The sequence below is a fragment of the Nonomuraea sp. NPDC050547 genome, from assembly GCF_044457345.1.
Classification (GTDB): domain Bacteria; phylum Actinomycetota; class Actinomycetes; order Streptosporangiales; family Streptosporangiaceae; genus Nonomuraea.
In genome coordinates, this window is record NZ_JBITGW010000019.1 from 215,544 (window position 1) to 239,753 (window position 24,210).

A 24,210-nucleotide genomic window follows, 5' to 3' on the forward strand; every position below is an offset into this window, starting at 1 on the left:
CATGCCGGCCGGGCTGAAGTCGAGAGATCCCGTCTGATCTTGGTGGTCAGGCGGGATCTTGTCGTTTCGGTGGTCCGTTCCTGCGGCCGGGCTCGGCGTGGGTCAGCAGGTGCGTGTGGTGGACGACGACCGTTTCGGGCGTGGGCATCTCCTGGCTCGCATTGTCTGGTACGGTACGGTACCGTACCAGAATAGCCGTTTCCCTTTCGCTGGCGAAGGAGATGCCCATGGTCAGCCCGGCGGAGCTCAGGTCGGCCGCCAAGCGTCAGGCGATCATCGACGCCGCGCGGTCGGTGTTCCTCGCGGGCGGTTTCGCCGGGGCCAGTGTGGATGAGGTGGCGGCGCTCGCCTCCACCTCCAAACGCACCGTCTACGGGCTCTTCGGCGACAAGAAGGGGCTGTTCACCGCGGTGATCACCGAGGACATCGAGGCCGCCGAACACCGCTCGCACGACAGCGTCGAGGCGCTGGCGGCCAGTCAGGACCTCGCCACGGACCTGCGCGCCTTCGCCCGACGGCATGTCGTGAACGTCATCCAGCCGCACCTCATGCGGCTGCGCCGCCTGGTCATCGGCGAGGCCGAGCGCTTCCCCGACCTGGCGAGCACCTGGTACGCCAACGGCCCAGGACGCGGCCACACCACCCTGGCACGGGTGTTCACCACCCTGGCCGGGCGCGGCCTGCTGCGAGCGGACGACCCGGCACTGGCGGCCCAGCACTTCAACTGGCTGATCCTTTCGATCCCGCTGAACCAGGCCATGTTCCACACAGACGACCACCTCACCCCCGCCACCCTCGAGCACTACGCCGACGAGGGAACCCGGGTGTTCCTGGCCGCCTACGGCGTGAGCCGGCCCAGCAGGCCGGCCGGAACGCTGGGCGCCGGTGACCGTTCGCAGTGACAGTGCTCCTGATCAGTGCCTCCCCATGTCCCGAACCCCATCGACACCAGAGGATCATGATGACCAAGGTGATCTCGGCAGACGGCACACCCATCGCCTACCAGCGCTTCGGCGGCGACGGCCCGCCGCTCATCCTGATCACCGCGGCGTTGTGCGACCGCACCTCGGTCACCGCGCTGGCCGAGCAGCTCGCGCCCCGCCTTCCCGCGATCGCCTACGACCGGCGCGGGCGCGGCGGCAGCGGAGGCATCACCGGTTGGAGCGTCCAGCGGGAGATCGAGGACCTCGCCGCCCTCATCGACGGAGCCGGTGGCAGCGCCGCGGTCTACGGCCATTCCTCCGGAGCGGCCCTCGCCCTGCACGCGGCCGCCGCCGGCCTGCCCATCACCAAGCTCGTCCTGCACGAGCCGCCCTTCACCCCCGCCCAGGACGGCGAAGACCAGCGCGAGCGGCAGGCCGCCGAGGAGCGGGCCGGACGCGAGCAAGCCACCGCCATCCGCGCCCTGCTCGCCCAGGACCGCAGGGCCGAGGCCGTCGCCGCGTTCCTGACGCCCACCGGGATGCCGCGGCAGATGGTCGAGCAGATGAGCAACGACCCCGCCGTGCAGGCCGTCGCCCACACCTTGCCCCATGATCCGTTCGACGTGGTCAGCGCGAGCAGCAGAGGCGGCGCCACCCCGGCAGAACAGGCCGCCACGGTGACGATCCCCGCGCTGCTGCTGTGCGGCGGCGACAGCTTCGCCTGGATGGTCGAAACCGGCGCCCAGCTCGCCGCCGCCATGCCCGACGGACGCCATCACGTCATGCCGGGCCAGCCCCACGTCGCCGCACCGCAGGTGCTGGCGCCGCTGCTGACCGGCTTCCTGCTCAGCACATGAGCATTGACAGCCATCAACGCGAACTCAAGACCGGCCGGCATCGTCACGGCGCCCTACCGAGCTGCGCTGGACCAGCCCAACAGCGACCGGGTGCTGTTGGGCCACCTGCCCAGAACGTCGCCATGGCGAACCGACGACGTACTCCTAGTGCTCCGAGCGTGCTTCCGCGGTACCCGCCCAGATCCCCCGCGCGTGTTTGAGGTGCGTGCTCATCAGCTCGGCCGCCTCGTCCGCCCTTCCGGACTCGACGGCGTCGAGCAACGCATCGTGCTCTCGTGTGGACTCGATGAAGTCCTGCGTGCCCGCGACGTGGTCCAGGCCGTACAGGCGGCCTTGGTCGCGTAGCTGGGCGACGATGTCGACCAGCCGGGGATTTCCCAGATGGCCGAGCAGGGTGAGGTGGAGTTCCCGGTCGGTACCGAGGAAACCGACCCAGTCCCCCGTCATCGCGGCCTCTTCGGTACGCGCGGCCAGGTCGCGCAAGGGAGCGAAGTCGTCGACGAGCCCGCGAGCGGCGATCTCACGGACGGCCGGGACCTCGAGCATCAACCGGATCTGGATGATCTGATCGAGATCGGCTTCGGTCATGACTCGGATCCTGAAGCCCCGGTTGCGCACCATTTCGATCAAGCCTTCCTTGGCCAGGTCGAGCAGCGCCTCCCGCACCGGGGTGATCGACACCTGTAGCTGTTCGGCCAGCTGGCCGATCGCGTACAGCGCACCCGGGCGGATCTCGCCCGCTACGATCTGGGCGCGGATCACCTGGCCGGCATCGTCGCGAAGACTTTGTCGCCGCAACCCGGTGCCGGGTGCGACCGTGGGGCCGGGACGGGACATAGAGGACTCCCTGATCGTCGAAGCCGCCTGTCTGAGGTATAAGGTATCGCGTTCCGATGTCCCTTCTCGTCGTGGAGCTGCCGAAGGTCACGTAAGTGCTTGACACCTGAGGTGTAAGGTATTACACCTAACCCGCAACGCCAAGTGAGGTGGGGCATGGGTTCGAATCAGGTGGACGTCGCCCTCGTGGGTGGTGGGGTCATCGGCAGCGCGGCTGCTTCCTACCTCGCCCGCTCCGGCGCCGACGTCCTGGTGGTGGACCCGGCTCCGGGGCGCGGCGCGTCGGCGGGGAGTGCCGGGCTGGTCGTGCCGAGCTACAGCCTGGCCATGTCCAACCCCGGGGTTCTGCGGAACGCTCGGAATGACCCTCGCCCCGGCCACCGGCCGGATCGTCGCGCGGCTTCCGGCGTCCGCGTGGAAAGGCGATGCCGGCACGTCGTTCCGCATTCTGTGACCTTCTTCTCCCTGAGGGGCAGCCGCCCTCAGCCTTCCTGGACCACCAACCATTCACAGGGAGACACATGATCCCCGACGACCTCACGAAATACCTCACCACGATCCCGGACTGGACGGAGATCCCCACGGTCGACGGCCTGATTGACCAACTCGAGAAGCTGCGGGCCGCGAACGGAGACCTGTGCCGGTGGCGCCGTTACGGGACGAGCCGTTTGGGCGATCCACTCCGCGTCCTGTCGATCGGGCACGGTGAGCGGAACGTCCTCATCCTGGGCGGCCCGCACGCGAACGAGCCGTATGGCGCTCTGACGGTCAGCCACCTCGCCCGGCTCGTGATCGAGCACGCCGAACTACGCGACGACTTGACCTGGCATTTCCTGCCCTGGGCCAACCCCGACGCCGCCAGGATGAACGAAGGGTGGTTCGCGGGGCCACGCTCCATTCGGGACTATCACCAGCATCTCCACCGCCCGGCGCCGGTGGACGACGTCGACTTCACGTTCCCCCATTTCTCCGAGAATGGTTACTACGACAGGCCGTTGCCGGAAACCCAGGCGGTGATGCGGATCCTGGAAGACCTGCGTCCGGTGTTCCAGTACTCCCTGCACAACTGCGATTTCGGCGGCGTCTTCTACGTCCTCGACCATGACGTACCGGGGCTCGCCGAGGATCTGCTGGCGTTCACCGGCCAGACCGCCGTTCCCCTGGCGATGGACTCCGCGGCCGTGGCGGGGCTCGACAGCCCCGGTAAGGGGGTCTACCTCCTCCCGCCCGCGGAGTTGATCGATGGCGGGATCGCCGAAGCCGGCGCGACCAGCGGGCACTGGGCCGCCCAGTACGGGACCACCACCCTGGTCACCGAGATTCCGATGTGGAACGACCCGTGTGCGGCGGACGATGCCGATTCCGGCCGGACGGTGGGTGAGGTGTTCGGTCAGGCGGCCACGGAGATGGCCGAGGCGTCGGACCTGCTCGCCGACCTGATGGCGGCGGTCCGCCCGGCGCTGCGCTGCGGGTCACCCCTCGCCGCCTCGGCCGAGTCACTCGTCCGGCTCGCTCCCTTGCTGGGGCAGGGGATGCGGGCCGCGGCCGAAGCGATGGACGAGCGGCCCGCCGCGGTCGGCGAAGCCTTCGTCGGCGCGATAACCCCGCACATGATCCGGATGCGCGGTCTCGGGCAGTTGCGACGGCTGCTCCGGGCCGAACTCGCCACCGGCAACCAGGCGCCGGTCCTCCGGGCGACCGTCCGGAAAGCCGATGCGTTGTTCGACCAGGCCTGCCAGGCCGCGGGCATGGTGTCGGAGGGGAATCCCTTTCCGCTGCGTGAGGTGGTCGCCGTGCAGGTGGGCGCCGGACTGGTCGCCCTGCGGCGGATTCTGAAGGAGGCGAGATGACCGGCCTTCACCACGTCGGCGGGACCCTGGTCCGAGTACTCGGGGAGCTCACGTGAAGAACCTGTACAACCTGACGGTCCCGCTGCGTGACGGCATCACCCTCGCGGCCGACCGGTACGGCCCGGCCGGCGACGCACCGGCGCCCGCGATCGTTCTCGGCACCCCTTACGGCAAGAACGACCCGAGGCGGCCCGCGCAGGCGGCACTCATGGCGGAGCGGGGCTACGCGGTCGTGATCTACGACGTCCGCGGCCGCGGCGATTCCGACGGCGTGTTCGAGCCGTACCGGAACGAAGGCCGGGATGGCTATGACGTGATCGAGTGGGTGGCCGCGCAGGACTGGTGCGATGGCAGCGTCGCGAGCTGGGGTGGTTCCTACTCCGGCCACGCCCAATGGCTGACCGCGCTGGAGAAGCCTCCGCATCTGCGGGCGATCGTCGCGTACGCGACACCCTCGGATCCTTTCGTGGACTTCCCGACCGGAACGCGGCTTCCGCAGGAGGTCTGCTGGTACCGGATGGTCGATCGTCGTGCCCTGCAGAATGTGGCCGGAATCGATTGGAACGCCGTCTACAGCCACCTTCCGCTGTACACCATGGACGAGGCCGCCGGATTCGTCAGCGCCGCCTGGCGGGCGGACATCGGACACGCCCCCGGCGACACCGAGTACTGGGCCCCGCTCGCCTATCAGCAGAAACTGTCCGTAGTGGACGTTCCGGCGCTGCACATCACCGGGTGGTACGACGACGTCCAACCGGGAACGCTGCGGAACTTCGCGGCTATGGTCTCGAAGGCACCCACGGAGAAGGCGCGGCGCGCGCAACGGCTGGTGATGGGCCCCTGGGGGCACGACGCCGGTCGCGCGGGCGGCCGGAGGATCGGCGACGTCGACTTCGGCGACCATGCCGAGGACGTCGCAGTGACCGAACTGGAGTTGCGTTTCCTGGACCACCACCTGCGGGGTATCGACAACGGCGTCGACCGGGAGGCGCGCGCACGGTTGTTCCTGATGGGTCGCGGGGAGTGGCGTGACGCCGATGAATGGCCGCTGCCGGACACCGTGTGGACATCGCTGTACCTGCGCAGCGCGGGTGACGCCAATACTCGTGGCGGCGGCGGGCGACTGACCACCGACGCCCCTGCGTCGGAGGAGCCGACGGACACGTACCGATACGACCCCGCCGATCCGGTGCCGTTCCTCACCGAGCCGACGTCGATGCAGATCGGCGGTCCCGACGACTACGCCGAGGTCGAAGATCGCGACGATGTGCTCGTCTATCTCGGGCCGGAGCTCGGGGAGCCGCTGACGGTGATCGGTCCCGTACGCGCCGAGCTGTTCGTCGGCAGCGACGCGCCCGACACCGACTTCACCGCGAAGCTCGTCGACGTCGGGCCCGACGGTGTACGGCGCCGGCTCTGCGACGGCATCGTCCGCGCACGCTACCGGGAGGGCTTCGCCACGGAGCTCGCTCTGCGGCCGGGCGTGGTGTACCGCGTCGAGGTCGACATGTGGAGCACCGCGCACGAGTTCAGCGTCGGGCACAGGGTAGGGCTGGAGATCTCGTCGAGTGCCTTCCCGAAGTACGACCGGAACCAGAACACCGGCGGATCGATCGTCCACGGCGCCGAGCCGCGGGTGGCTCACAACGAGATCTGGCACGGTCCGGAGTGTCCCTCCCGGCTGATCCTGCCGGTGATCCCCGGGCTTGATCCGGTGTGACGGGCATCCGGGATCAGGGGCTCGTCCCCGATCCGGAGGCCGCCGCCCCTCTCGACCCCGCTGCTTCGTCCACCGAGGGGCGCCTTGCCTGGTGCACTGCGGAATCCGTATAGGGACTCTTGCGTTCTTATGTGGACATCGATGTACTCTTATGAGCGTGAGAGGTCATGAAGGGCCGCGCGCGTACCGGACCAGGCAGTCGATCTTGGATGTCGCGACCGAGGTGCTCCTGTCCAACCCGTCCGCCTCCATGGCCGACGTCGCGGCCGCCGCGGGGGTGGGGCGGACCACGTTGACCAAGCGCTATCCGACCCGTCAGGCGATGCTGGTCGCGATCGCCCATGACGCGGTCGATCGCCTGGACAAGGCCATCGCCGAGGCGCAGCTGGACGTTCCCGGCGATCAGGTGATCGACGCGCTGCGCCGACTGGTCACCCTGGTGATCCCGCTCGGCCCGCGGATCGAGTTCCTGGTGCGGCAGCCATCGCTGGACCTGGACGAGGAACTCGTGGCCCGGGTCGCCGCCATAGACGAGCCACTCGACGAGCTGATCCGGCGCGGTCAGCAGGCCGGGATCTTCCGCGCCGAGGTGCCCATGTGGTGGGCGAACCTCACCTTCAACGGCCTCATCTACAGCGCCTGGGAAGCGATCTCGCTGGGACGGCTGGCTCCACTGGACGCGCCGGGCCTGGTGATGGCGACTCTGCTGGGCGGCATCGGCGTCACGCCGTCGTAGAGGCCGCGGGCTCCGCCGTACCGAAGAAACCACTCATCGAGGAGGAAGCATGTCCGCGATCAGAGGTCTGGCCGTCCGCGCGGCGACCCGCACGCTGGCGGCGTGTGGCGATCACGTCGCCCAGTTGTACCTGCCGAGGGAGGATCCGTGGCCGGTCTACGGCAGAATCCGGCGGCACGGACCGGTCTATCGGAGCATGATGGGTTATGCGGCGGTTACGTCCTACGAGCTGTGCAGCCAGGTGTTGCGCGGCCAGGGCTTCGGAATGCGGGACTCCGCGGGCCGGTTGCCGAGCGAGCAGCAACTTCCTCTGGGGCTGGCGCCCTCACTGCTGGAGCTGGACCCGCCGGACCACAGCCGGCTGCGGCGCCTGGTCGCGCCCGCCTTCCGCCCCAAGCTGATCAATGAGTACCGCCCCCGGATCGAAGAGGCCACGGCGCGCCTGCTGGACCGGATCGGTGACGGGCCGTTCGACCTGATCGGGGAGTTCGCCACGCCGTTGCCGATCACGGTGATCAGCGAGCTGCTCGACATCCCCGAGAACCGGCGCGGGGAGTTCGCCCGCTACGGCACCCTCACCGGCCAGGCGCTGGACGGGCAGCTGACCTCGCGCCAGCGGGCCGAGTGGGAAGCGGCCCTCGCGGCGATGACCCAGCTGTTCACCGAGCTGATGAACGAGCGCAGGCGAGAGCCGGGCGCCGACGTGATCAGTGTGCTGGTCAACGCGGTCGACGGCGAGCAGGTCACCGTCGGAGAGGTGATCGCCACCTGCCTGCTGCTGCTCATCGCCGGATTCGAGACGACGGTGAACCTGATCGGCAACGGGGCGTACCAGCTCGCGCGCCATCCAGAACAGTGGCGGACACTGCGGGAGAACCCGGACCTGGCCGCCGGGGCGGTGGAGGAGATCCTCCGGTACGACCCGCCCGTGCCGGTCACCGGGCGTGTCGCCCAGCATGAGGTGGAGTTGGGCGGCAGGCTACTGCGCAAGGACACGCAGGTGCTGACGGTCCTGGCCGCGGCCAGCCGCGATCCGGAGGTCTACGCCGAACCGGACAGGTTCGACATCACCCGTACCGGCGGCCCCGAGCACTTCGCCTTCTCCAGCGGGATCCACTACTGCCTGGGGGCTCAGCTCGCCCGCATCGAAGGAGAGATCGCCCTGCGGGCTCTCGCCGAACGGCTGCCCCGGCTGCGCCAGACGGGCGACCCGCGACGACGGTCGTCGGCATCGATCCGCGGCTTCTGTTCCCTTCCGGTCACCGCCTGAAGCCCGACACCCTGGAAGACAACCCGGACGAGTGGCGGAGCCGGCTCGCCCAGCCGGCCTGGGCCATCCACTTACCACGGTGATCGGGCTGACCCGCCATGTCTTCCACCTGGACCACCCGCGGGGCCGCCATCCACGCGGCTCGACTCGCCGCTCGCGACAAGGGCGCGAACCTCGTTCTCGGCCATCCCGAGTACTACCCCCGCTTCGGTTTCATCCCATGGCACTCGTCTTCGACGACACGATCCCCGTGCCCAGCGGCACCATCGTCTACCCAGCGCCGTTTCGGCGTCTGACCTCTCCAAAGGATGAGTCACGAGCCGTAGCGGCGGGGGCGCGCTCATGAAGCGGCAGCACTGCTACTCCGCGCAGAGTCGCGCGATCAGAGTCCGAAGAACCCACCGCTCCCAGCGGTCGCGCGGCCAGCCGCGCTCGTGCACGAACAGCAGGTAGAGCTCGGGGCTAAGCAGGCCGTACAGCACGTCGGCGGCCTCCTCGGCCGATACCTCCGCCCGCGCGCCCGGCTTGCCGGCGAGGGCCTTGGCCGCCCCCTCCTGGACCACGTAGCGCGGATCGACGTCGTGGGGCCACAAGGCGGCGACCTCGGGGTCGCTCGCGCACGCTCCGTCCAGCACCTTGCCGATCGGCGCGACACGCTCCAGGACCGAGGCCGTGCCCGCGACGTACGCGCGCAGCATGTCCTGGGCGGTCCCGGCACTGAGGGCATTGACGTACCACGGCCGGTCCATCGTGGCGACCGGCTCGTCGTCGCCCGCGATCGTCACGTCGACCAGTTCCTTCAACAGAGCGCGCTTGTTGCCGAAGACGAAGTAGATCGTCTGCACCGCGACCCCGGCCTTCGCGGCCACGTCCTGCAGGTTCGTCGCACCGTAGCCGTCCAGGACGAACAGTTCCAGCGCTGCTTGGAGGATGCGCCCGCGCGTCTCCCGCGCCTTCTGCGTCCGCTTGCTGGGTGGCTTGACATCGCTCATGGCTAGAGTCTATCTCTAGATTCATTCACTAGAAGTCAACTCTAGAGAGCAGATCTAACTATGTCGGTGCTCCCGGACCGGCCTTCCCCGGACTCACTCACGTCCTGGACGAGCACTGACGGGAACCACCGGAACGAGGAAGTGACATGATCGAACTTGACGCGCTGACCAAGGTGTACGGCACGGCCCAGAGCCGGGCGGTCGACGAGGTGTCCCTGCGCATACCCGCCGGATCGGTCTTCGGATTCCTGGGCCCCAACGGCGCCGGCAAGACCACGACCATCAAGATGCTGGCCGGGCTGCTGACCCCCACCTCCGGCCGGGTCCTGCTGGGCGGCTTCGACGTGGCCAGGCAGCGTCCGTCCGCGATGGCGCAGTTCGGCGCCGTGCTCGAAGGCTCGCGCAACGTCTACTGGAGCCTGTCGGCCTGGCAGAACCTGATGTACTTCGGACGGCTCAAGGGCCTGCGCAAGTCCCGGGTCGCCGAACGGGCCACGGACCTGCTGACCGATCTGGGCCTGTGGGAGCGGTGCCACGAGAAGGTCGGCGGCTTCTCCCGCGGCATGCAGCAGAAGGTCGCGATCGCCGCCGCCCTGATCGCCGGCCCGCCGATCGTGCTGCTGGACGAGCCGACGCTCGGCCTGGACGTCGAGGCCGTACGCACCGTCAAGAACTGGATCGCCGAGCAAGCCCGCGAGCTGGGCACCACCGTCCTGCTCACCACGCACCAGCTCGACGTGGCCCAGGAACTGTGCGACCGGGTGGCCGTGATACGCCAGGGCAGGCTCGTGGCCGACCTGCCCACGCGCGACCTGCTGGCACGCTTCCGCGAACGCGACCGCTACGAAATCCGCCTGGAGGGCGCGGCGCCGCCGGGCTTCGACGCCGTCACCCGTGATGGCGTCACCACCATCAGCGCGCGGGTGGGCGGTCCGCGCGAGATCTACGACGTGGTCGAGCGGCTGCGCGCGCACGGAGCCGTTCTCGAATCGCTCACCCAGGTCCAGCCCGACCTGCAGGACGTGTTCCTCGCCTTGGTGAACGAGCCGTCCCATGTCGCTTGACATCCTGCGCGCGGAGATCGGCAAGGGCCTGCGCGTCCAGCTCGCCCACCCGGCCGGACATGTGATCACGCTGCTGATCAGCACCATGATGTACCTCGGCCTGCAGTTCGTCCTGGGCCAGGGCGAACTCCGGCAGGACCTGCTGCCGCAGACCTTGGTCGCGATCGGCGGCTACTGGTTCCTGCAGTACGCCGGCCTGGTGATGGTGGCCGACCTCATCGAGGAGAAGCGCGCGGGCACCTTCGCCCAGGCCCAGATGGCCACGGCGCCGCCCTGGCTGCCCATGCTCGGCCGGCTGATCACCGCGTCGTTGTTCGGACTGGCCGTGGCCGCCGTCGCCGCCATCGTCCCGATGCTGGTCGCCGGGATCACGATCCCCGTGCGCTGGGCGGCGATCCTGCCCGCAGCGCTCCTGGGGATCAACGCGTTGGCCTTCACGTTCCTGCTGGCCGCCCTCGCCTTGGTGTCCCCGATGATCGGCGCCCTGCAGTCGTTGTTCTCCTCGCTGGTGCTGCTGCTCAACGGCTCGTTCCTGCCGCTCTCCCTGTACCCGGAGTGGCTGGCCACGGCGGCCAGAGCCCTGCCCACCACGCTCGGCGTCGAGGCGCTCACCCAGACGCTGTTCGAGGGCCGCACGTTGTCCCGGCTCTGGAGCGGCGGCACCCTGCCCTGGCTGATCGCCCACACCCTTGTTCTCACCGCCGTCGCCGGCCTGCTGTTCGCGCGCAACCACCGCCGAGCCCTGGAGTCGTCTTGATCTTCGCCCGCGGGTTCGCCGCCGAAGTCCGCAAAGGCCTGCTCAACCTGCTCGCCGGATGGCGCGAAGGCCTGATCCAGATGATCACCTTTCCGCTGTTCTATCTGCTCGTCGTGCTCTTCATGGGACGAGGCCAGCTGCACGCGTACCTGCTGCTGCCGGTTTTGCTCGGCATGGTGGCGCTGACCTTCATCCACGAGCAGGTCAACCGGGTGTTCTGGAGCTACCTGGGCGACATCCAGTCCGGCGTACTGGAGCAGACGTATCTGACCCCGCTGCCCTCGGCCGCGAGCATCCTCGGCCGGCAGGTCGCCGCCGTGATCTCCGCCGCGCCCACCGCGCTGGCGGTCCTGGCCACCGGGGCCACCGCCATCGTCGTCCAGGGCGGGCGAGTGCCCTTCGACGCGCAGGTGATCGTGCCGCTGACCGCCATCGTGCTGGGCACCTGCGGACTCGCGCTCATCCTGTGCGGCCTGACCCTGGTGTTCAAACGCATCGAGATCATCACTCAGCTGTCCGTCGCCCTCTACGCCATCGCCGGCGGCACCCTGGTCCCCCTCACCGCCATGCCCGACCCGATCGCCTTCCTCAGCCGCCTGATCGTCCCCATCGCGCCGGGCATCGAGGCGATGCGCGACATCCTGCTCGGCGGACACTCACTCGCCGCCCTGCCCACCGGCTGGGGACTGTCCTGGCTGCTCGCCCAGCCGCTGCTCATCGTGTCCGCCGGGGTGATCCTGTTCAACCGGCTCGAACACCTCGCCCGGCGCCGCGGCACCCTCGGCCGCTACTGACAGAAAGAAAGAGAGCAACCGACGTGAATGTGTTCTTGTGGGTACTGCAGGCCGTGCTGGCCGCCGTCTTCGGACTGGCCGGGATCATGCATGCCACCCAGCCGAAGGAGAAGCTACGCCCCATGGCGCCCTGGGTGGACGACTTCCCCCTGCTCCGGATCCGCCTGATCGGCGCGGCCGAACTGCTCGGCGCCCTCGGTCTGATCCTGCCCTCCGTCACCGGCGTCGTCCCGATCCTGACCCCGGCGGCCGCCGTCGGCCTGGCCCTCACCATGCTCGGCGCCGCCGCCACGCACACGCGGCGCAAGGAGCCGGCGGCCCTCGCCGTCAATCTGGTGCTCCTGGCGATGGCCGCGTTCGTCGCGTGGGGCCGATTCGGCCCCTACCCTCTCTGACCTACCGAACTGAGAGGTCCTCCGCCGGGACGACGGCCTCGCGACCTCCGGAGGAGGCGGGTGAGACCCGGTGACGATGTGCGGGGCATCGCCGCGGCGGCAGATTGGGGCGGGTGAACACCTTTCCTCCAGGAAGCCGCCGGACGATCGTGCCGGTCCTGATCCTCGTCGTCTGGTCCGTGAGCTATCTGGCCCTCGGCCTGCTCTGGGCCTTCGGCGGGCCCGGATATCCGTTCGACGCCGGCCGTGCGGGGGCGGGCGACACCCTGCTCGATCCCCTTCCGGCGGCGGCCGGCGGGGGGCTGCTGGCGATGTCGGCGCTGGTGGCGGGCGCCGTGGCCGTGCTCGCCACCAGAGGTCCGCTCCACCGGGCCCTCGCCGTCGTGGCCGTCGTGGCCGGCGTCGGCCTGGCGGTCCTCCTGCCGGACGTGCGCGTCATGATGACCGCCGGCTACCTGCCGGTGATGCTGGTCGCCGCGCTCGCCGGTCAGGCCGAGTTCTCGATGATCGCGACCATGCTGACGTGGCCGACCGTCAACCTGCTCATTCTGATGGCGGCCGGCGTCAGCCTGATGTTTCTGGGGACACGCGCGCTGATCGGAGGGTTCGGCCGGCCCGGCGGCGGCGCCGGAGCGCTGCGGATCGGGCGGTACGCGACCGCCGTCGCGGTCGCCGTCCCCGTCGTCTACGCCGTCACCCGTTTCGGCTGGCTTCTGGGCGTGCCCGTCGGCATCAGCGACCAGTTCCTGGCCCACATCGCCGAGATCACCCCGATCGGCGCCGGTCTCAGCACGCTCGGTCTCCTCGGCGCGTTCCTGACCGTCGGCTTGGTACGGCCGTGGGGTGAGAACTGGCCGCGCTGGGTGCCGTTCCTGCGCGGGCGTCCGATTCCGGCGCGGCTCCCGGTCTGCGCGGCTCTGGCCGCTGCCCTCCCCATCACCTCCGCCGGACTGATGTACGCGCGCAAGAAGCTCACCGGCGAGCAGGTCGGCCCGGCGGGCGCCGCCGACGAGCTGGGCGCCTGGCTTCCGGAGATGTTGTGGCCACTGTGGGGTGTGGCCCTGGCGGTGGCCGCGCTGGCCTACCTCGCACGCCGCCGGCACCCCGCTCACGCGCTCCGACCATAATGGTGGGCGTGCCAGAGTCCCGGTCCACCGGCGCCGCGGTGGACTCCCTTCTCAACCGGCATCAGGTGAGCGCCGATGCCGTGCTCGCCGTCCTGCTCCTCCTGCCGCTCGGCCTGGTCTCGTGGGGCCTGCTCCAGGCCTCGGACAGTCCCCTGCCGCTCCGCCTGCTCGCGGGTCTCTGCGTCCTGGTGCTGCATGGTTGCGTCGTCGCGCGCCGCCTGCGCCCGCTGGCGGCGTACGGGCTGGCCGCGGCGGTGATGCTGCTGCTGGTGGCGCTGCCGCCGCTGCACGATCCGGGCGGCGCCTACTATCCGGCGGTGCTGCTGCCGAGCACGCTGGTCTTCGGGCTGCTGCTCTACACGGCGGCCGGCCGGCTCGGCCTGCTGCCCGGCCTGGTCTGCCTGGCCGTCGCCCTGGCGGGTGTGGGCCTGCTTCTGGCGCGGCTGTGGAATCCGGCCTCGTGGGGTGGATCGTCCGGTTCCTCCGAGCTGGCCGCCTGGCGGATCGGGCTGTCGGCCGGCCTGGTCGCCGTGACGGCGTGCCTGTGGTCGCTGGGCCGCCTCAGCCGGATGCGGGTGTTGTTCCTGTCCGAGCTGCGAGCCAAGGCCGAGCGGGCCGAGGCCGACCGTGCGCGGGAGCGGGAGGAGGCGGCGCGGTCCGAGCGCGACCGCATCAGCCGCGAGATGCACGACGTGGTGTCCCACTCGCTCGCCGTCATGGTCAGTCAGGCGGAGGGTGGCAGGCTGTCGGCTCCGGACGCGCCCAGGGCGGAGGTGTTCGCCACCATCGCCGGGGTCGGGCGCGAGGCCCTGCGCGACATGCGCGGGCTCCTGGGCGTGCTGCGCGCCGACGGCGGCACCGCTCCGCAACCGGGCCTCGGCGACCTGCCCGACCTGCTCGGCCACGTGCGCGATACAGGGGTACGCGTCGCCGTACACGAGATCGGGGACGCCCACCCGCTGCGACCCGCGGCGGACCTGACCGCCTATCGCGTCGTCCAAGAGGGGCTGACCAACGTGATCAAGCACGCGGGGGCGACGGCCGCGGCCGACCTGACGCTGGCGTGGCGCCCGGACGGACTGCACATCACCATCACCGACGATGGCGACGGCCCGCCCGCCGAAGGGGCCGGCGTCGGGCTGACCGGGATGCGCGAACGGCTCGGCATGGTGGGAGGCACCCTGGAGGCCGGTAGACGCACCGGCGCCGGCTTCGTCCTGTCGGCCACCGTGCCCTATGAGCCGAGGAGTCTCCCATCATCAGGATCATGATCGTCGACGATCAGGAGCTGCTGCGCAACGGCCTGACCATGGTCGTCAGGTCCCAGCCCGACATGGAGGTGGCCGCCGAGGCCGCCGACGGCCTGGCGGCCCTGAAGGCGCTGGAGTCGCGGCGCGTCGACGTGGTGGTGATGGACATCCGCATGCCCCGGATGGACGGTGTCACCGCCACCCGGGAGATCCAGCGGCTGAACGACCCGCCGAAGGTGCTGGCGCTGACCACGTTCGACCTCGACGAGCACGCCCTGGCCGCGCTGCGGGCCGGTGCGAGCGGGTTCATGCTGAAGGACGCGCCGGGAGAGGAGATCATCGCCGCGATCCGGCACGTGCACCGCGGCGACTCGATCATCGCGCCCGCCACGACCCGGCGGCTCATCGGACGGCTCGTCGCGAAGACCGACACCGACCCGGAGGCCGTGCTCAAGGTCCTCACCGAGCGCGAGCGTGAAGTCTTCCTCAACCTGGCCAGTGGCGCGTCCAACGCCGAGATCGGGGTCAGGTTGTTCCTGTCGGAGACCACGGTCAAGACCCACGTGGGGCGCATCCTGACCAAGCTTGGACTGCGCGACCGGGTCCAGGCGGTGGTTCTGGCCTACGAATCGGGCGTCGTCACCCCGGGCGAGCGCTGAGCGGAGGCCCGGCCTGGGTCAGAGCCGTACTCGTGTCCCGGCTTCTCGCGGAGCCGTCGGCCGTACCGAGCTGGAGCACGATCAGCGTGACGACCGCCGCGGTCATGATGAGCAACCCGGTCCGCTCGACTTCGCGAGCCGGGCGAACGAGATCGTCTGCGGCGAGACGATGAAGATCAGAAACCTTCCGCTCGAGCCCCGGGGGTTGAGGTCGCCCTCTCGCGAACACGCCCAGGCCATAGAGGCCGAGATCTTCTAGGCGGGCCGGGTGGCGTGGTGGCAGGCGGCGAAGTGGTCGCCGGCGGGTTCCAGGACGGGTTCCCGGCTTGAGCACTCGTCGGTGGCCTTCCAGCAGCGGGTGTGGAAGCGGCATCCGGGCGGCGGCGCGACGGGGCTGGGCGGGTCGCCGCCGAGCATGATGCGCTTACGCCCCCTCAACGTCGGCCGGGGCACCGGCGCGGCCGACAGCAGGGCGCTGGTGTAGGGGTGTGCCGGCGTGCCGTACACCTTGGCGGCGGGCCCGATCTCGGCCACGCGGCCGAGGTACATCACGCCGACGCGGTGCGAGACGTGCCTGACGACGGCGAGGTCGTGGGCGATGAAGACCAGCGCCACGCCGAGGGTGCGCTGGAGCTCGGCGAGGAGGTTCACGACCTGCGCCTGGACGGACATGTCGAGCGCGGAGACGGGCTCGTCGCAGACGATGACGTCGGGCTCCGTGGCCAGCGCGCGGGCGATGCCGATGCGCTGACGCTGGCCGCCGGAGAACTCGTGGGGGAAACGGTTCATGCGGTCGGGGTCGAGGCCGACGAGGTCGAGCAGCTCGCCGACCCGCGCCCGCCTGCCGGAGGCTCCGCCGGCCAGCCGGTGCACCTGCAGGGGCTCGGCGACGAGGTCCTGGACGGTCATGCGCGGGTTGAGCGAGGTGAGCGGGTCCTGGAAGACCATCTGGACGCTGCGCCGCACGTCGCGGGCGGGGAAGGGGCGGCCGCGGAAGGTGACCTCGCCGCTGTCGGGCTTCTCCAGCCCGACGAGCATCCTGGCCAGCGTGGACTTGCCGCATCCCGACTCGCCGACGATGCCGAGCGTCTCACCGGCGTGCAGCTCCAGGCTCACCCCTGACACCGCGTGTACGGCGCCGCCCTTGGACAGCAGGCCGCCGCGGTAGGTCTTGTGCAGGTTCACCGCGCGCAGCACGGGCTCAGCCGACATCGAGCAGCTCCTTGGTGTGGTGACAGGCGGCGGCCCGGTCGGAGCCGCCGTCCAGGAGGGTGAGCTCCGGGCGGGTCCCGGTGCACAGCGCGGTGACCCGGTCGCAGCGGGGCGCGAAGGCGCAGCCGGCGGGCAGCGAGGACGGGCTGGGCGGCTGGCCGGGGATGGCGCGCAGCTCGCTGGCGGGGCGTTCCAGGTCGGGGATGGCGCCGAGCAGGGCCCGGGTGTAGGGGTGCGCGGGCCGTTCGAACAGCTCGTAGACGTCGCCGGTCTCCACGATCCGCCCGGCGTACATGACCGCGACGCGGTCGCTGACCTCGGCGGCTACGCCGAGGTCGTGGGTGATGAGCAGGACGGCGGTGCCGAGCTCGCGGCGCAGCCGTTCGATGAGCTCGAGGATCTGCGCCTGGACGGTCACGTCGAGGGCGGTGGTGGGCTCGTCGGCGATGATCAGGTCGGGTTCGAGGGCGACGGCCATGGCGATGAGGATGCGCTGGCGCATGCCGCCGGAGAACTGGTGGGGGTAGTCGTCGATCCGCTTGCCGGGGGCGGGGATGCCGACGAGCTCCAGCATTTCGATCGAGCGTGCCCTGGCTTCGGCGCGCGTGGCGCCGACGTGGACCCGGAACAGCTCGCCGAGTTGGTCGCCGATGCTCAGGACGGGGTTGAGCGCGGACAGCGCGTCCTGGAAGACCATCGTCATGTCGTTGCCGCGCAGCGCGCGCCGTTGCTCGGCGCTCATGGTCAGCAGGTCGTGCTCTCCGAGGCGGGCCACCCGCGAGCCGACCTGGACCCCGGGGTGGTCGAGCAACCCCATGATCGCCTTGGCCGTGACGGATTTTCCCGATCCGGACTCGCCCAGCAGGGCGAGGGTCTGGCCGCGCTCGATCACCAGGTCGACGCCGCGCACCGCGGGGAGCAGGCGTCCCGAGGCGGTGAACGTGACCTGGAGGTCACGCACCTCAAGAACCGTGTCGCTCACAACGCCTCCTCTGTCCAGTGACGAAACTTTGCATGTCAACGACGCTTCATGCACGAAAACACCTTCAGTATTGACCTCTATGAATGATTCTGGCAAGCTCCAAGAAAAATGCCGAGAGGAGACAAAGGGTGCTAGAAGCGGCAAAGGGGTACACCGGCTACCGTTCGTACGAATATCTGGAGGCGGGTCCCGATTACCGGGTCTTCGACCTCGCACCCGAGCTCGGCCGCGTCCCGGCCTACCAGGGGCTGGAGCTGAGCGCGGAACAGGAGACACGCGTACGCCGCCTGCTGACCGACAGCCTCGTCGTCTCCCTGCACGACCACCCCTCGGTCTTCCCCGAGGACATCGGCCAGACCGTCGACTACAACCGGACGGCGCGCCACCACACCGGATACAAGGGTCTGGCCCACTCCGGCATTACGGTCGTGTTCGACAACCTCATGGACGGCACCTGCTGCATCACCAGCCAGGCCGGCTGGAAGTGGACCGACGTGGTGGCGGACATCGGCATGCGCCTGTCCGACCTCGCCCACCAGGACTACCTCCTCAAGGTCGAGCGCCTGGCCCACGTGCGCGAGGCGCACGAGAGCGGCCGGATGGGCCTGGTGCTCGCCCTGGAGGCGGCGACCATGATCGAGAACGAGGTGGACCGGATCGACATGCTGTACGGCTTCGGCGTACGGCAGATGGGCATCGCCTACAGCGAGGCCAACACCCTGGGCAGCGGCCTGAAGGAACGCCGTGACGGCGGCCTGACCACCTTCGGCGAGCGGGCCGTGCGCCGCATGAACAAGCTCGGCATCGCCATCGACGTCTCCCACTCCGGCGACCAGACCTCACTCGACACCATCAGCCACTCCACCAAGCCGATCCTGATCACCCACGCCGGCGCCCGCTCCGTCTGGCCGACCAACCGGATGAAGCCGGACTCGGTCATCAAGGCGGCGGCCGAGCGCGGCGGCGTCATCGGCCTGGAGGCGGCCCCCCACACCACGCTCTCGCCCGACCACCCCAGGCACTCGCTGGAGTCGGTCATGGACCACTTCACCTACTGCGTGGACCTGGTCGGCATCGACCACGTGGCCTTCGGCCCCGACACCCTCTTCGGCGACCACGTCGGGCTGCACGACGCCTTCGCCCAGCACCTGTCGATCAACGAGGCGCACGCGGGCACGACCTACCCCAAGGTCGAGTACGTCGACGGCCTGGAGAACCCGACCGAGTGCTTCTGGAACATCATCGGCTGGCTGGTCACCCACGGTTACTCCGACGAGGAGATCACCAAGGTGGTCGGCGGGAACGTCATGCGCGTCCTTGAGGAGGTCTGGATCTGATGCGACGTGGATTCCTCCTGGCGGCCGCGGCCGCGATCGCCCTGCTCACCGCGTGCAGCACCCCCAGCGTGCCCGGCTCCACCGGCCAGGGCGGATCCCAGGCGCCGGCGACGGGTGACCGCCTGACCATCGGCACCACCGCCGACGTGGTCAACTACAACCCGCTGGTCGGCAACAGCCGTACCGACTCGTGGGTGACGAACCTGATGTACCCGCACCTGACGCAGATGGACGAGGCGGGCAAGCGCATCCCGTACCTGGCCACCGAGTGGTCCTACTCCGAGGACGGCAAGACCGCCACGGTCAGGCTGCGCGACGACATGAAGTGGTCGGACGGCAAGCCGGTCACCGCCGACGACGTGGTGTTCGCCGTGACGGCCGTGCAGAAGGAGAAGTTCGGCGTGGTCGCCGGGCTCATCACCGCCATGGAGAAGGCGGAGGCGGTCTCCCCGACCGAGGTCAGGTTCACGCTCAGCCGGCCGGACGGCACCTTCCTGGACAACGTCGGCTTCTGGCTGCCGATCGTGCCCAAGCACGTCTTCGAGAAGGCGCCCAGCGTGCAGAAGTTCGCCAACGACGCCAACTGGGTGAGCGCGGGGCCGTACAAGCTGACCAAGGTCGAGCGCGGGCAGCGCTACATCATGGAGCGCGTGGCGCCCTTCGGGCCGGGACAGCCGACCGTGAAGGAGATCGTCTTCCGGGTCTTCCCCGACGTCAACACCGAGGTGCTGGCGCTGCGCAACGGCGAGATCGACCTGATCGGCAACGTGCTGCCGCCCTCGACGGCCGCCGACCTGAAGAACGACCCGAAGCTCGGGCTGGTGCAGGTGCCCTCGCTCGGCTGGGCGCACCTGCAGTACAACACCAAGCGCAAGCCCATGGACGACGTACGCGTCCGTCAGGCGCTGGCCCACGCCGTGGACTACGAGGCGATCAGGAAGATCGCCCTCAAGGGCTACGCCAAGTCGGCCAACTCCAGCGTGCTCACCCCCTCCCAGCCCGACTACGCCGACCCGAGCGTGACGGAGTACGCCTTCGACCCGGCCAAGTCCAAGCAGCTCCTGCAGGAGGCCGGAGTCACGAACCTGAGCCTGAGCATGATCTACGACCAGGCCGACCCGAACATCGCCCGCTGGGCGCCCATGGTCAGGGACGCGGCCAAGCAGGCCGGGATCGAGATCAAGCTGCAGGGCCTGGAGCGCAACACCTACCTGGACAAGACCCTCAAGCGCGACTTCGACATCTACGCCGGCTCCTGGGCGATCATGGACAACCCTCCCGCCAACCTCGGCCTGGCCTTCAAGACCGGCGGGTTCATCAACTACGCCCAGGTCAGCGACCCCAAGCTGGACAAGCTGATCGACGAGGGCCAGCGCGCGCTGACCCGGCAGGAGGCCAAGGCGCCCATCCAGGAGGCCGCGAAGATCATCCATGACCAGGTCTACGACAACGTCCTGTACGTGGAGACCTTCAACATCGCCCATTCGATCAAGTGGACCGGGTTCAAGCCGATGCCCAGCGAGCTGCTGTCCATCGTCAACCCGCTCTCGCTGGCCGCAGTGAAGCCGGCGAGCTGATCCCGATGCGGTTCGTCGTCACCCGGCTGCTGCGCGGCCTGCTCACCCTGTGGTTCGCGGTCACCGTGACCTTCTTCCTGGTGCGCCTGCTGCCCGGCGATCCCGTGCTGGCCGTGGCCGACCCGAACATGACCGAGGAACTGCGCGCCAAGCTGCTGGCCGACTTCGGCCTGGACCAGCCGCTCGGTGTGCAGTACCTCAACTATCTGGCCCAGCTCGTCCAGGGCAACCTCGGGATGTCCTTCAGGCAGTCGATCCCGGTCACCACGGTGCTCATGGACCGGCTGCCGTGGACGCTGATCCTCACCGGCTCGGCGATGCTGGTGACGATCGTGCTCGGCATCCCGCTGGGCGTGCTGGCCGCCACCCGGGCCAAGGGCTGGGTGGACCGCGTGATCCAGCTGACCGGCATCACCGCCCAGTCGTTGTTCGTGCCGAGCGTCGGCATCTTCCTCATGTACGTCATGGGCGTCACGCTCGGCTGGTTCCCGATCGGCGGCGCCGTCGACCTCGACGCCACCGGCCCGGCCGCCTGGCTCAGCATGCTTCACCATCTGGTACTGCCCTGCCTGTCGCTGGTCCTGATCCAGCTCGGCGGCTACGTGCTGACCATGCGCTCGACGCTCATCGAGGCGCTCGGCGAGGACTACGTCGCGCTGGCCAAGGCCAAGGGGGTCAGACCGCGCGCGGTGGTGTGGAAGCACGCCCTGCGCAACGCGCTGCTGCCGACCACCACCATCGCCGGCCTCCAGCTCGGCACGCTCGTCGGCGGCGCCGTGCTGACCGAGACGATCTACGCCTATCCCGGCATCGGCCGGGCCATCTACGAGGCGGTCGGCCAGCTCGACTTCCCCGTCCTCCAGGGCGCGTTCGTGCTGCTGGCGGCGGCCGTGGTGGCCGCGAACCTGCTGACCGACGTGGCCTACGGAATCCTCGACCCCCGGGTGCGCACCTCATGACGGCCGTCGTCACCGACCTCACTCCCCGCCGGCGGACCTGGACCGCCTTCCGAAGCAACCCGCTCGGCCTGGCCAGCGCCGCGATCCTGCTCGCGCTGGCGGTCATCGCGCTGTGCGCGCCGCTCATCGCGCCCTTCCCCGAGGGGTACGGCGAGGACACCTTCCAGCCGCCCTCCGCCGAGCACTGGTTCGGCACCGACGACATCGGCCAGGACGTCTTCGCCCAGGTCATCTGGGGCACCAGGGTGAGCATGGCGGTCGGCCTCAGCGCCTCCGTGCTCGCCATCGTGATCGGCCTGGTGGTCGGCATCTGCGCCGCCTACTTCCGCCGCCTCGACACCCCGCTCGGCGTGCTGGTCGACCTGTCGTTGTCGCTGCCCGTGCTGCCGCTGATGATCCTGGTGGCGGCGCTGGCCGGGCCCAGCGTGCGGACGCTGGTCGTGGTGATCGCGCTGTTCAGCTGGCCCGAGGTGGCCCGCGTGGTGCGCTCGTCGGCGATGGCGATCGTGCCCATGCCGTTCGTCTCGGCGGCGAAGGTGATCGGCGGGTCGGCGTTCTGGATCGTGCGCAAGCACCTGGTGCCCGGGGTCGTCCCCGTGGTCGGCGTCTCCGTGGTGCTGACCACCTCGCGGGCGGTGCTCGCCGAGGCCGGGCTCTCCTTCCTCGGTCTGGGCGACCCGAACAGCTGGTCCTGGGGAACCATTCTGCACAAGGCGCAGCAGTCGGGCGCGCTGGCCTCCGCGTGGTGGACCACGCTCTTCCCCTCTCTCGCCATCCTCCTGCTCGTCCTGTCGACCACGCTGCTGTCGGTGGCCTACAACGACGCGCGTAACCACCGGAGCGCCTCATGAGCTTCTCCCAGCGCCTGCCCGTCTCCTTCTACGACACGGCGCGCGAGCGGGTCAGGACCGCCATGTACGACCTGGGCCTGGACGCCCTGCTGCTCGACGACCCGCTCGACGTCGCCTACCTGACCGGGTTCACGCACTTCCCGAACGAGCGGCCCGTCGCCTGCTGGCTGCCGCTCGACGGCCCCGCGGTGCTGCTGGTGCCCGACCTGGAGCGCGAGTACGCCGCCGACCAGGGAGCGCAGGCCGAGATCGCGGTCTACCCGGAGTTTCCCGGCGTGCGCTCGCCGTTCGAGGTGCTGGCCGCCCAGGTGCCCGCGCCCGGTGCGGCCGCGTACGCGTCCTCCACGAGCGTCGGCCGCGCCGACGCGCTCGCGCGGGCCTTCCCCGGCACCCGCTGGCGGCCGGCCGACGTGCTCGGCCCGGTACGGCAGCGCAAGCTGCCCGAGGAGGTCGTCCTGCACGAGGAGGCCGCCAGGATCGCCGACGCGATGATCGCGGCGGGCGTGGAGCTGGTGCGCGACGCCCTGGCCGCCGGCGGCGAGCTGCCCGCGGAGACCGAACTGGCCGCCCACGTCATCGGGTACGGCTCCCGCCTCATGTACGCCGAGCACACCGACGTCGTCGTCGTGCCCATGCTCACCGGCGGCCTCGTCTACGGCGGCCCCAACTCCGCCCAGCCCCACCGCCTGCCCGGCGGCGAGCGGCTGCGCCGCGGTGAGACCTTCATGCTCTCGCTCGGCTGCGCCGTCGGCGGCCGGTTCGTCGAGAGCGAGCGCACCTTCGTGATCGGCGAGCCCACCGCCGAGCAGATCCTCTACTACGAGACCGTCCGCGAGGCCCAGGAGGTCGGCACCCAGGCGCTGCTCGCGGGCGGCACCTGCGCGCAGGCCAACGGGCGCTGCCTGTCGGTGATCCGGGACGCCGGGCTGGGCGACCACCTCAGGCACCGCCAGGGCCACGGCATCGGCCTCGGCTTCCACGAGCCGCCCTGGCTGGAGGACGGCGACCCGACCGTGCTGGCCCCCGGCATGATCCTGTCCAGCGAGCCCGGGATCTACGTGCCGGGGCACGCCGGGTACCGCATCTCGGACACCGTGCTGGTCACCGAGGGGGCGCCGCGCCGCCTCACCTCGTACCCGCGCGAGCTGTCCGACGTCGTCATCTGAAGGAGTCACGTGTTCGTCGAGATCAACGGAAACCCGCTCAACGTCGAGGTGCTCGGGGACGGGGAGCACACGATCATCGCGCATCACGGCGCGCCGGGACTCGGCTCGCTGGCCGAGCCGCGCTCCAGCTTCGGCCGGCTGGCCGACACCTACCGGGTCGTGGTCTTCGACGCCCGCGGCTCGGGGGCCAGCGGCGAGGCCGGGCCGTACACGCATGAGCAGTGGGTCGCCGACGTCGAGGCGCTGCGCGCGTGGGCGGGCGCCGAGCGGATCGTGATCGCGGGCGGCTCCTACGGCGGGTTCATCGCGATGGAGTACGCGGCCAGGCACCCCTCGCGCGTCAGCGCCATGGTGCTGCGCGACACCTCGGCCGACAACGCCAACCAGGAGCTCGCCACCCGCAACGCCGCCGCCTCCGCGCGCGTCAGCATCGACCGGGCCAAACTCGACCGGATCATGGCGGGCACCGTGCGCGACGACGCCGACCTGCGCGAGTGCTGGCTGGAGATCCTGCCGCTGTACGACCACGACTACGACCCGGCCGCCGTGCGCGCGCGGGCCGAGGCCACGCCGTACCACTACCGCACCCACAACTACGCCTTCGCCCACAACCAGCCGAACTACGACATCAAGCACCTGCTGCCGGGCATCACCGCGCCCGCCCTCGTCACCGTGGGCCGCCATGACTGGATCACCCCCGTCTCGTGCAGCGAGACCATCGCCGCGCTGATACCCGGCGCCGAACTGCGCGTCTTCGAACACTCCGGGCACTCCCCCCAGGTCGAGGAGGCCGAGCTGTGGGAGGCGACCGTCCGCGCGTTCCTGGGCAAGGCGCTCGGCGCCCGGTGAACTCGCCTCAGCCAGAAGGTGCCCGCGGGGCGGTGAACGCGCGATG

Annotated in this window: 24 protein-coding genes; 20 read left to right on the plus strand and 4 right to left on the minus strand. The window is 70.0% G+C overall.

Annotated features, from left to right (window positions below; genetic code table 11):
• The first annotated feature begins 227 nt into the window (after positions 1 to 227).
• Positions 228 to 902 carry a TetR/AcrR family transcriptional regulator gene (locus ACIBHY_RS40400; protein ID WP_397309497.1) on the plus strand — a complete coding sequence of 225 codons (675 nt, stop codon included), beginning with the start codon at positions 228 to 230 and terminating at the stop codon, positions 900 to 902.
• 68 nt (positions 903 to 970) lie between these two features.
• Positions 971 to 1,780, plus strand: a complete 810-nt coding sequence (locus ACIBHY_RS40405) for an alpha/beta fold hydrolase (RefSeq protein ID WP_397309498.1) — start codon at positions 971 to 973, stop codon at positions 1,778 to 1,780.
• Between the two features lie 144 nt (positions 1,781 to 1,924).
• Here ACIBHY_RS40405 and ACIBHY_RS40410 read toward each other — a convergent pair whose 3' ends face one another.
• Positions 1,925 to 2,617 carry a GntR family transcriptional regulator gene (locus ACIBHY_RS40410; protein WP_397309500.1) on the minus strand — a complete coding sequence of 231 codons (693 nt, stop codon included), beginning with the start codon at positions 2,615 to 2,617 and terminating at the stop codon, positions 1,925 to 1,927.
• A gap of 156 nt (positions 2,618 to 2,773) precedes the next feature.
• On the opposite strand from ACIBHY_RS40410, the gene ACIBHY_RS40415 reads away from it, so the two are divergent.
• The 5 genes from ACIBHY_RS40415 (at position 2,774) to ACIBHY_RS40435 (ending at position 8,193) form a co-directional block, all read left to right on the plus strand.
• Complete coding sequence (locus ACIBHY_RS40415) at positions 2,774 to 3,142, plus strand: FAD-dependent oxidoreductase (RefSeq protein ID WP_397309501.1); 369 nt, start codon at positions 2,774 to 2,776, stop codon at positions 3,140 to 3,142.
• Positions 3,139 to 4,467 carry a M14 family zinc carboxypeptidase gene (locus tag ACIBHY_RS40420; RefSeq protein WP_397309502.1) on the plus strand — a complete coding sequence of 443 codons (1,329 nt, stop codon included), beginning with the start codon at positions 3,139 to 3,141 and terminating at the stop codon, positions 4,465 to 4,467. The genes ACIBHY_RS40415 and ACIBHY_RS40420 overlap by 4 nt, the downstream gene beginning before the upstream one ends.
• Before the next feature lie 52 nt (positions 4,468 to 4,519).
• On the plus strand, positions 4,520 to 6,187 hold the full coding sequence (locus ACIBHY_RS40425) for a CocE/NonD family hydrolase (RefSeq protein WP_397309503.1): 1,668 nt from the start codon (positions 4,520 to 4,522) through the stop codon (positions 6,185 to 6,187).
• 157 nt (positions 6,188 to 6,344) lie between these two features.
• Positions 6,345 to 6,923: a hypothetical protein gene (locus ACIBHY_RS40430; RefSeq protein ID WP_397309504.1), complete on the plus strand. Its 579-nt coding sequence runs from the start codon at positions 6,345 to 6,347 to the stop codon at positions 6,921 to 6,923.
• A 49-nt stretch (positions 6,924 to 6,972) separates the two neighbouring features.
• Positions 6,973 to 8,193, plus strand: coding sequence for a cytochrome P450 (locus tag ACIBHY_RS40435; protein WP_397254134.1), 1,221 nt, complete (start codon positions 6,973 to 6,975; stop codon positions 8,191 to 8,193).
• 359 nt (positions 8,194 to 8,552) lie between these two features.
• Here ACIBHY_RS40435 and ACIBHY_RS40440 read toward each other — a convergent pair whose 3' ends face one another.
• Positions 8,553 to 9,185 carry a TetR/AcrR family transcriptional regulator gene (locus tag ACIBHY_RS40440; RefSeq protein WP_397309505.1) on the minus strand — a complete coding sequence of 211 codons (633 nt, stop codon included), beginning with the start codon at positions 9,183 to 9,185 and terminating at the stop codon, positions 8,553 to 8,555.
• A gap of 146 nt (positions 9,186 to 9,331) precedes the next feature.
• On the opposite strand from ACIBHY_RS40440, the gene ACIBHY_RS40445 reads away from it, so the two are divergent.
• The 7 genes from ACIBHY_RS40445 (at position 9,332) to ACIBHY_RS40475 (ending at position 15,231) form a co-directional block, all read left to right on the plus strand.
• Complete coding sequence (locus ACIBHY_RS40445) at positions 9,332 to 10,249, plus strand: ABC transporter ATP-binding protein (protein ID WP_397309506.1); 918 nt, start codon at positions 9,332 to 9,334, stop codon at positions 10,247 to 10,249.
• Positions 10,239 to 11,006, plus strand: a complete 768-nt coding sequence (locus ACIBHY_RS40450) for an ABC transporter permease (RefSeq protein ID WP_397309507.1) — start codon at positions 10,239 to 10,241, stop codon at positions 11,004 to 11,006. The genes ACIBHY_RS40445 and ACIBHY_RS40450 overlap by 11 nt, the downstream gene beginning before the upstream one ends.
• A complete protein-coding gene (locus ACIBHY_RS40455; protein WP_397254145.1) occupies positions 11,003 to 11,800 on the plus strand; it encodes an ABC transporter permease in 798 nt (265 codons plus the stop codon). Before ACIBHY_RS40450 ends, ACIBHY_RS40455 begins: the two co-directional genes overlap by 4 nt.
• Before the next feature lie 23 nt (positions 11,801 to 11,823).
• Positions 11,824 to 12,195 (plus strand): DoxX family protein, encoded by a 372-nt coding sequence (locus ACIBHY_RS40460; protein ID WP_397254147.1) that lies wholly within the window; start codon positions 11,824 to 11,826, stop codon positions 12,193 to 12,195.
• 113 nt (positions 12,196 to 12,308) lie between these two features.
• On the plus strand, positions 12,309 to 13,322 hold the full coding sequence (locus ACIBHY_RS40465; protein ID WP_397309508.1) for a hypothetical protein: 1,014 nt from the start codon (positions 12,309 to 12,311) through the stop codon (positions 13,320 to 13,322).
• Positions 13,323 to 13,330: 8 nt separating this feature from the next.
• The gene (locus tag ACIBHY_RS40470) at positions 13,331 to 14,593 is read left to right on the plus strand and encodes a sensor histidine kinase (RefSeq protein WP_397309509.1); all 1,263 of its coding nucleotides are present in this window, start codon (positions 13,331 to 13,333) and stop codon (positions 14,591 to 14,593) included.
• Positions 14,590 to 15,231: a response regulator gene (locus ACIBHY_RS40475; protein ID WP_397254153.1), complete on the plus strand. Its 642-nt coding sequence runs from the start codon at positions 14,590 to 14,592 to the stop codon at positions 15,229 to 15,231. The genes ACIBHY_RS40470 and ACIBHY_RS40475 overlap by 4 nt, the downstream gene beginning before the upstream one ends.
• Positions 15,232 to 15,486: 255 nt before the next feature.
• Here ACIBHY_RS40475 and ACIBHY_RS40480 read toward each other — a convergent pair whose 3' ends face one another.
• The gene (locus ACIBHY_RS40480) at positions 15,487 to 16,443 is read right to left on the minus strand and encodes an ABC transporter ATP-binding protein (RefSeq protein WP_397309510.1); all 957 of its coding nucleotides are present in this window, start codon (positions 16,441 to 16,443) and stop codon (positions 15,487 to 15,489) included.
• A complete protein-coding gene (locus ACIBHY_RS40485; RefSeq protein WP_397254159.1) occupies positions 16,433 to 17,425 on the minus strand; it encodes an ABC transporter ATP-binding protein in 993 nt (330 codons plus the stop codon). Before ACIBHY_RS40485 ends, ACIBHY_RS40480 begins: the two co-directional genes overlap by 11 nt.
• 128 nt (positions 17,426 to 17,553) lie before the next feature.
• Between ACIBHY_RS40485 and ACIBHY_RS40490 the strand changes: the two genes are divergently transcribed.
• From ACIBHY_RS40490 to ACIBHY_RS40515, 6 genes are read left to right on the plus strand one after another with little or no spacing between them, the layout of a single operon-like run.
• Positions 17,554 to 18,762 (plus strand): dipeptidase, encoded by a 1,209-nt coding sequence (locus ACIBHY_RS40490; RefSeq protein ID WP_379615983.1) that lies wholly within the window; start codon positions 17,554 to 17,556, stop codon positions 18,760 to 18,762.
• The gene (locus ACIBHY_RS40495; protein ID WP_397309511.1) at positions 18,762 to 20,339 is read left to right on the plus strand and encodes an ABC transporter substrate-binding protein; all 1,578 of its coding nucleotides are present in this window, start codon (positions 18,762 to 18,764) and stop codon (positions 20,337 to 20,339) included. The genes ACIBHY_RS40490 and ACIBHY_RS40495 overlap by 1 nt, the downstream gene beginning before the upstream one ends.
• Positions 20,340 to 20,344: 5 nt before the next feature.
• The gene (locus tag ACIBHY_RS40500) at positions 20,345 to 21,298 is read left to right on the plus strand and encodes an ABC transporter permease (RefSeq protein WP_397254163.1); all 954 of its coding nucleotides are present in this window, start codon (positions 20,345 to 20,347) and stop codon (positions 21,296 to 21,298) included.
• Complete coding sequence (locus ACIBHY_RS40505) at positions 21,295 to 22,149, plus strand: ABC transporter permease (protein WP_397254165.1); 855 nt, start codon at positions 21,295 to 21,297, stop codon at positions 22,147 to 22,149. Before ACIBHY_RS40500 ends, ACIBHY_RS40505 begins: the two co-directional genes overlap by 4 nt.
• Positions 22,146 to 23,315: a M24 family metallopeptidase gene (locus tag ACIBHY_RS40510; RefSeq protein WP_397254167.1), complete on the plus strand. Its 1,170-nt coding sequence runs from the start codon at positions 22,146 to 22,148 to the stop codon at positions 23,313 to 23,315. Before ACIBHY_RS40505 ends, ACIBHY_RS40510 begins: the two co-directional genes overlap by 4 nt.
• A gap of 9 nt (positions 23,316 to 23,324) precedes the next feature.
• On the plus strand, positions 23,325 to 24,164 hold the full coding sequence (locus ACIBHY_RS40515; RefSeq protein WP_397309512.1) for an alpha/beta fold hydrolase: 840 nt from the start codon (positions 23,325 to 23,327) through the stop codon (positions 24,162 to 24,164).
• Positions 24,165 to 24,210: the final 46 nt, after the last annotated feature.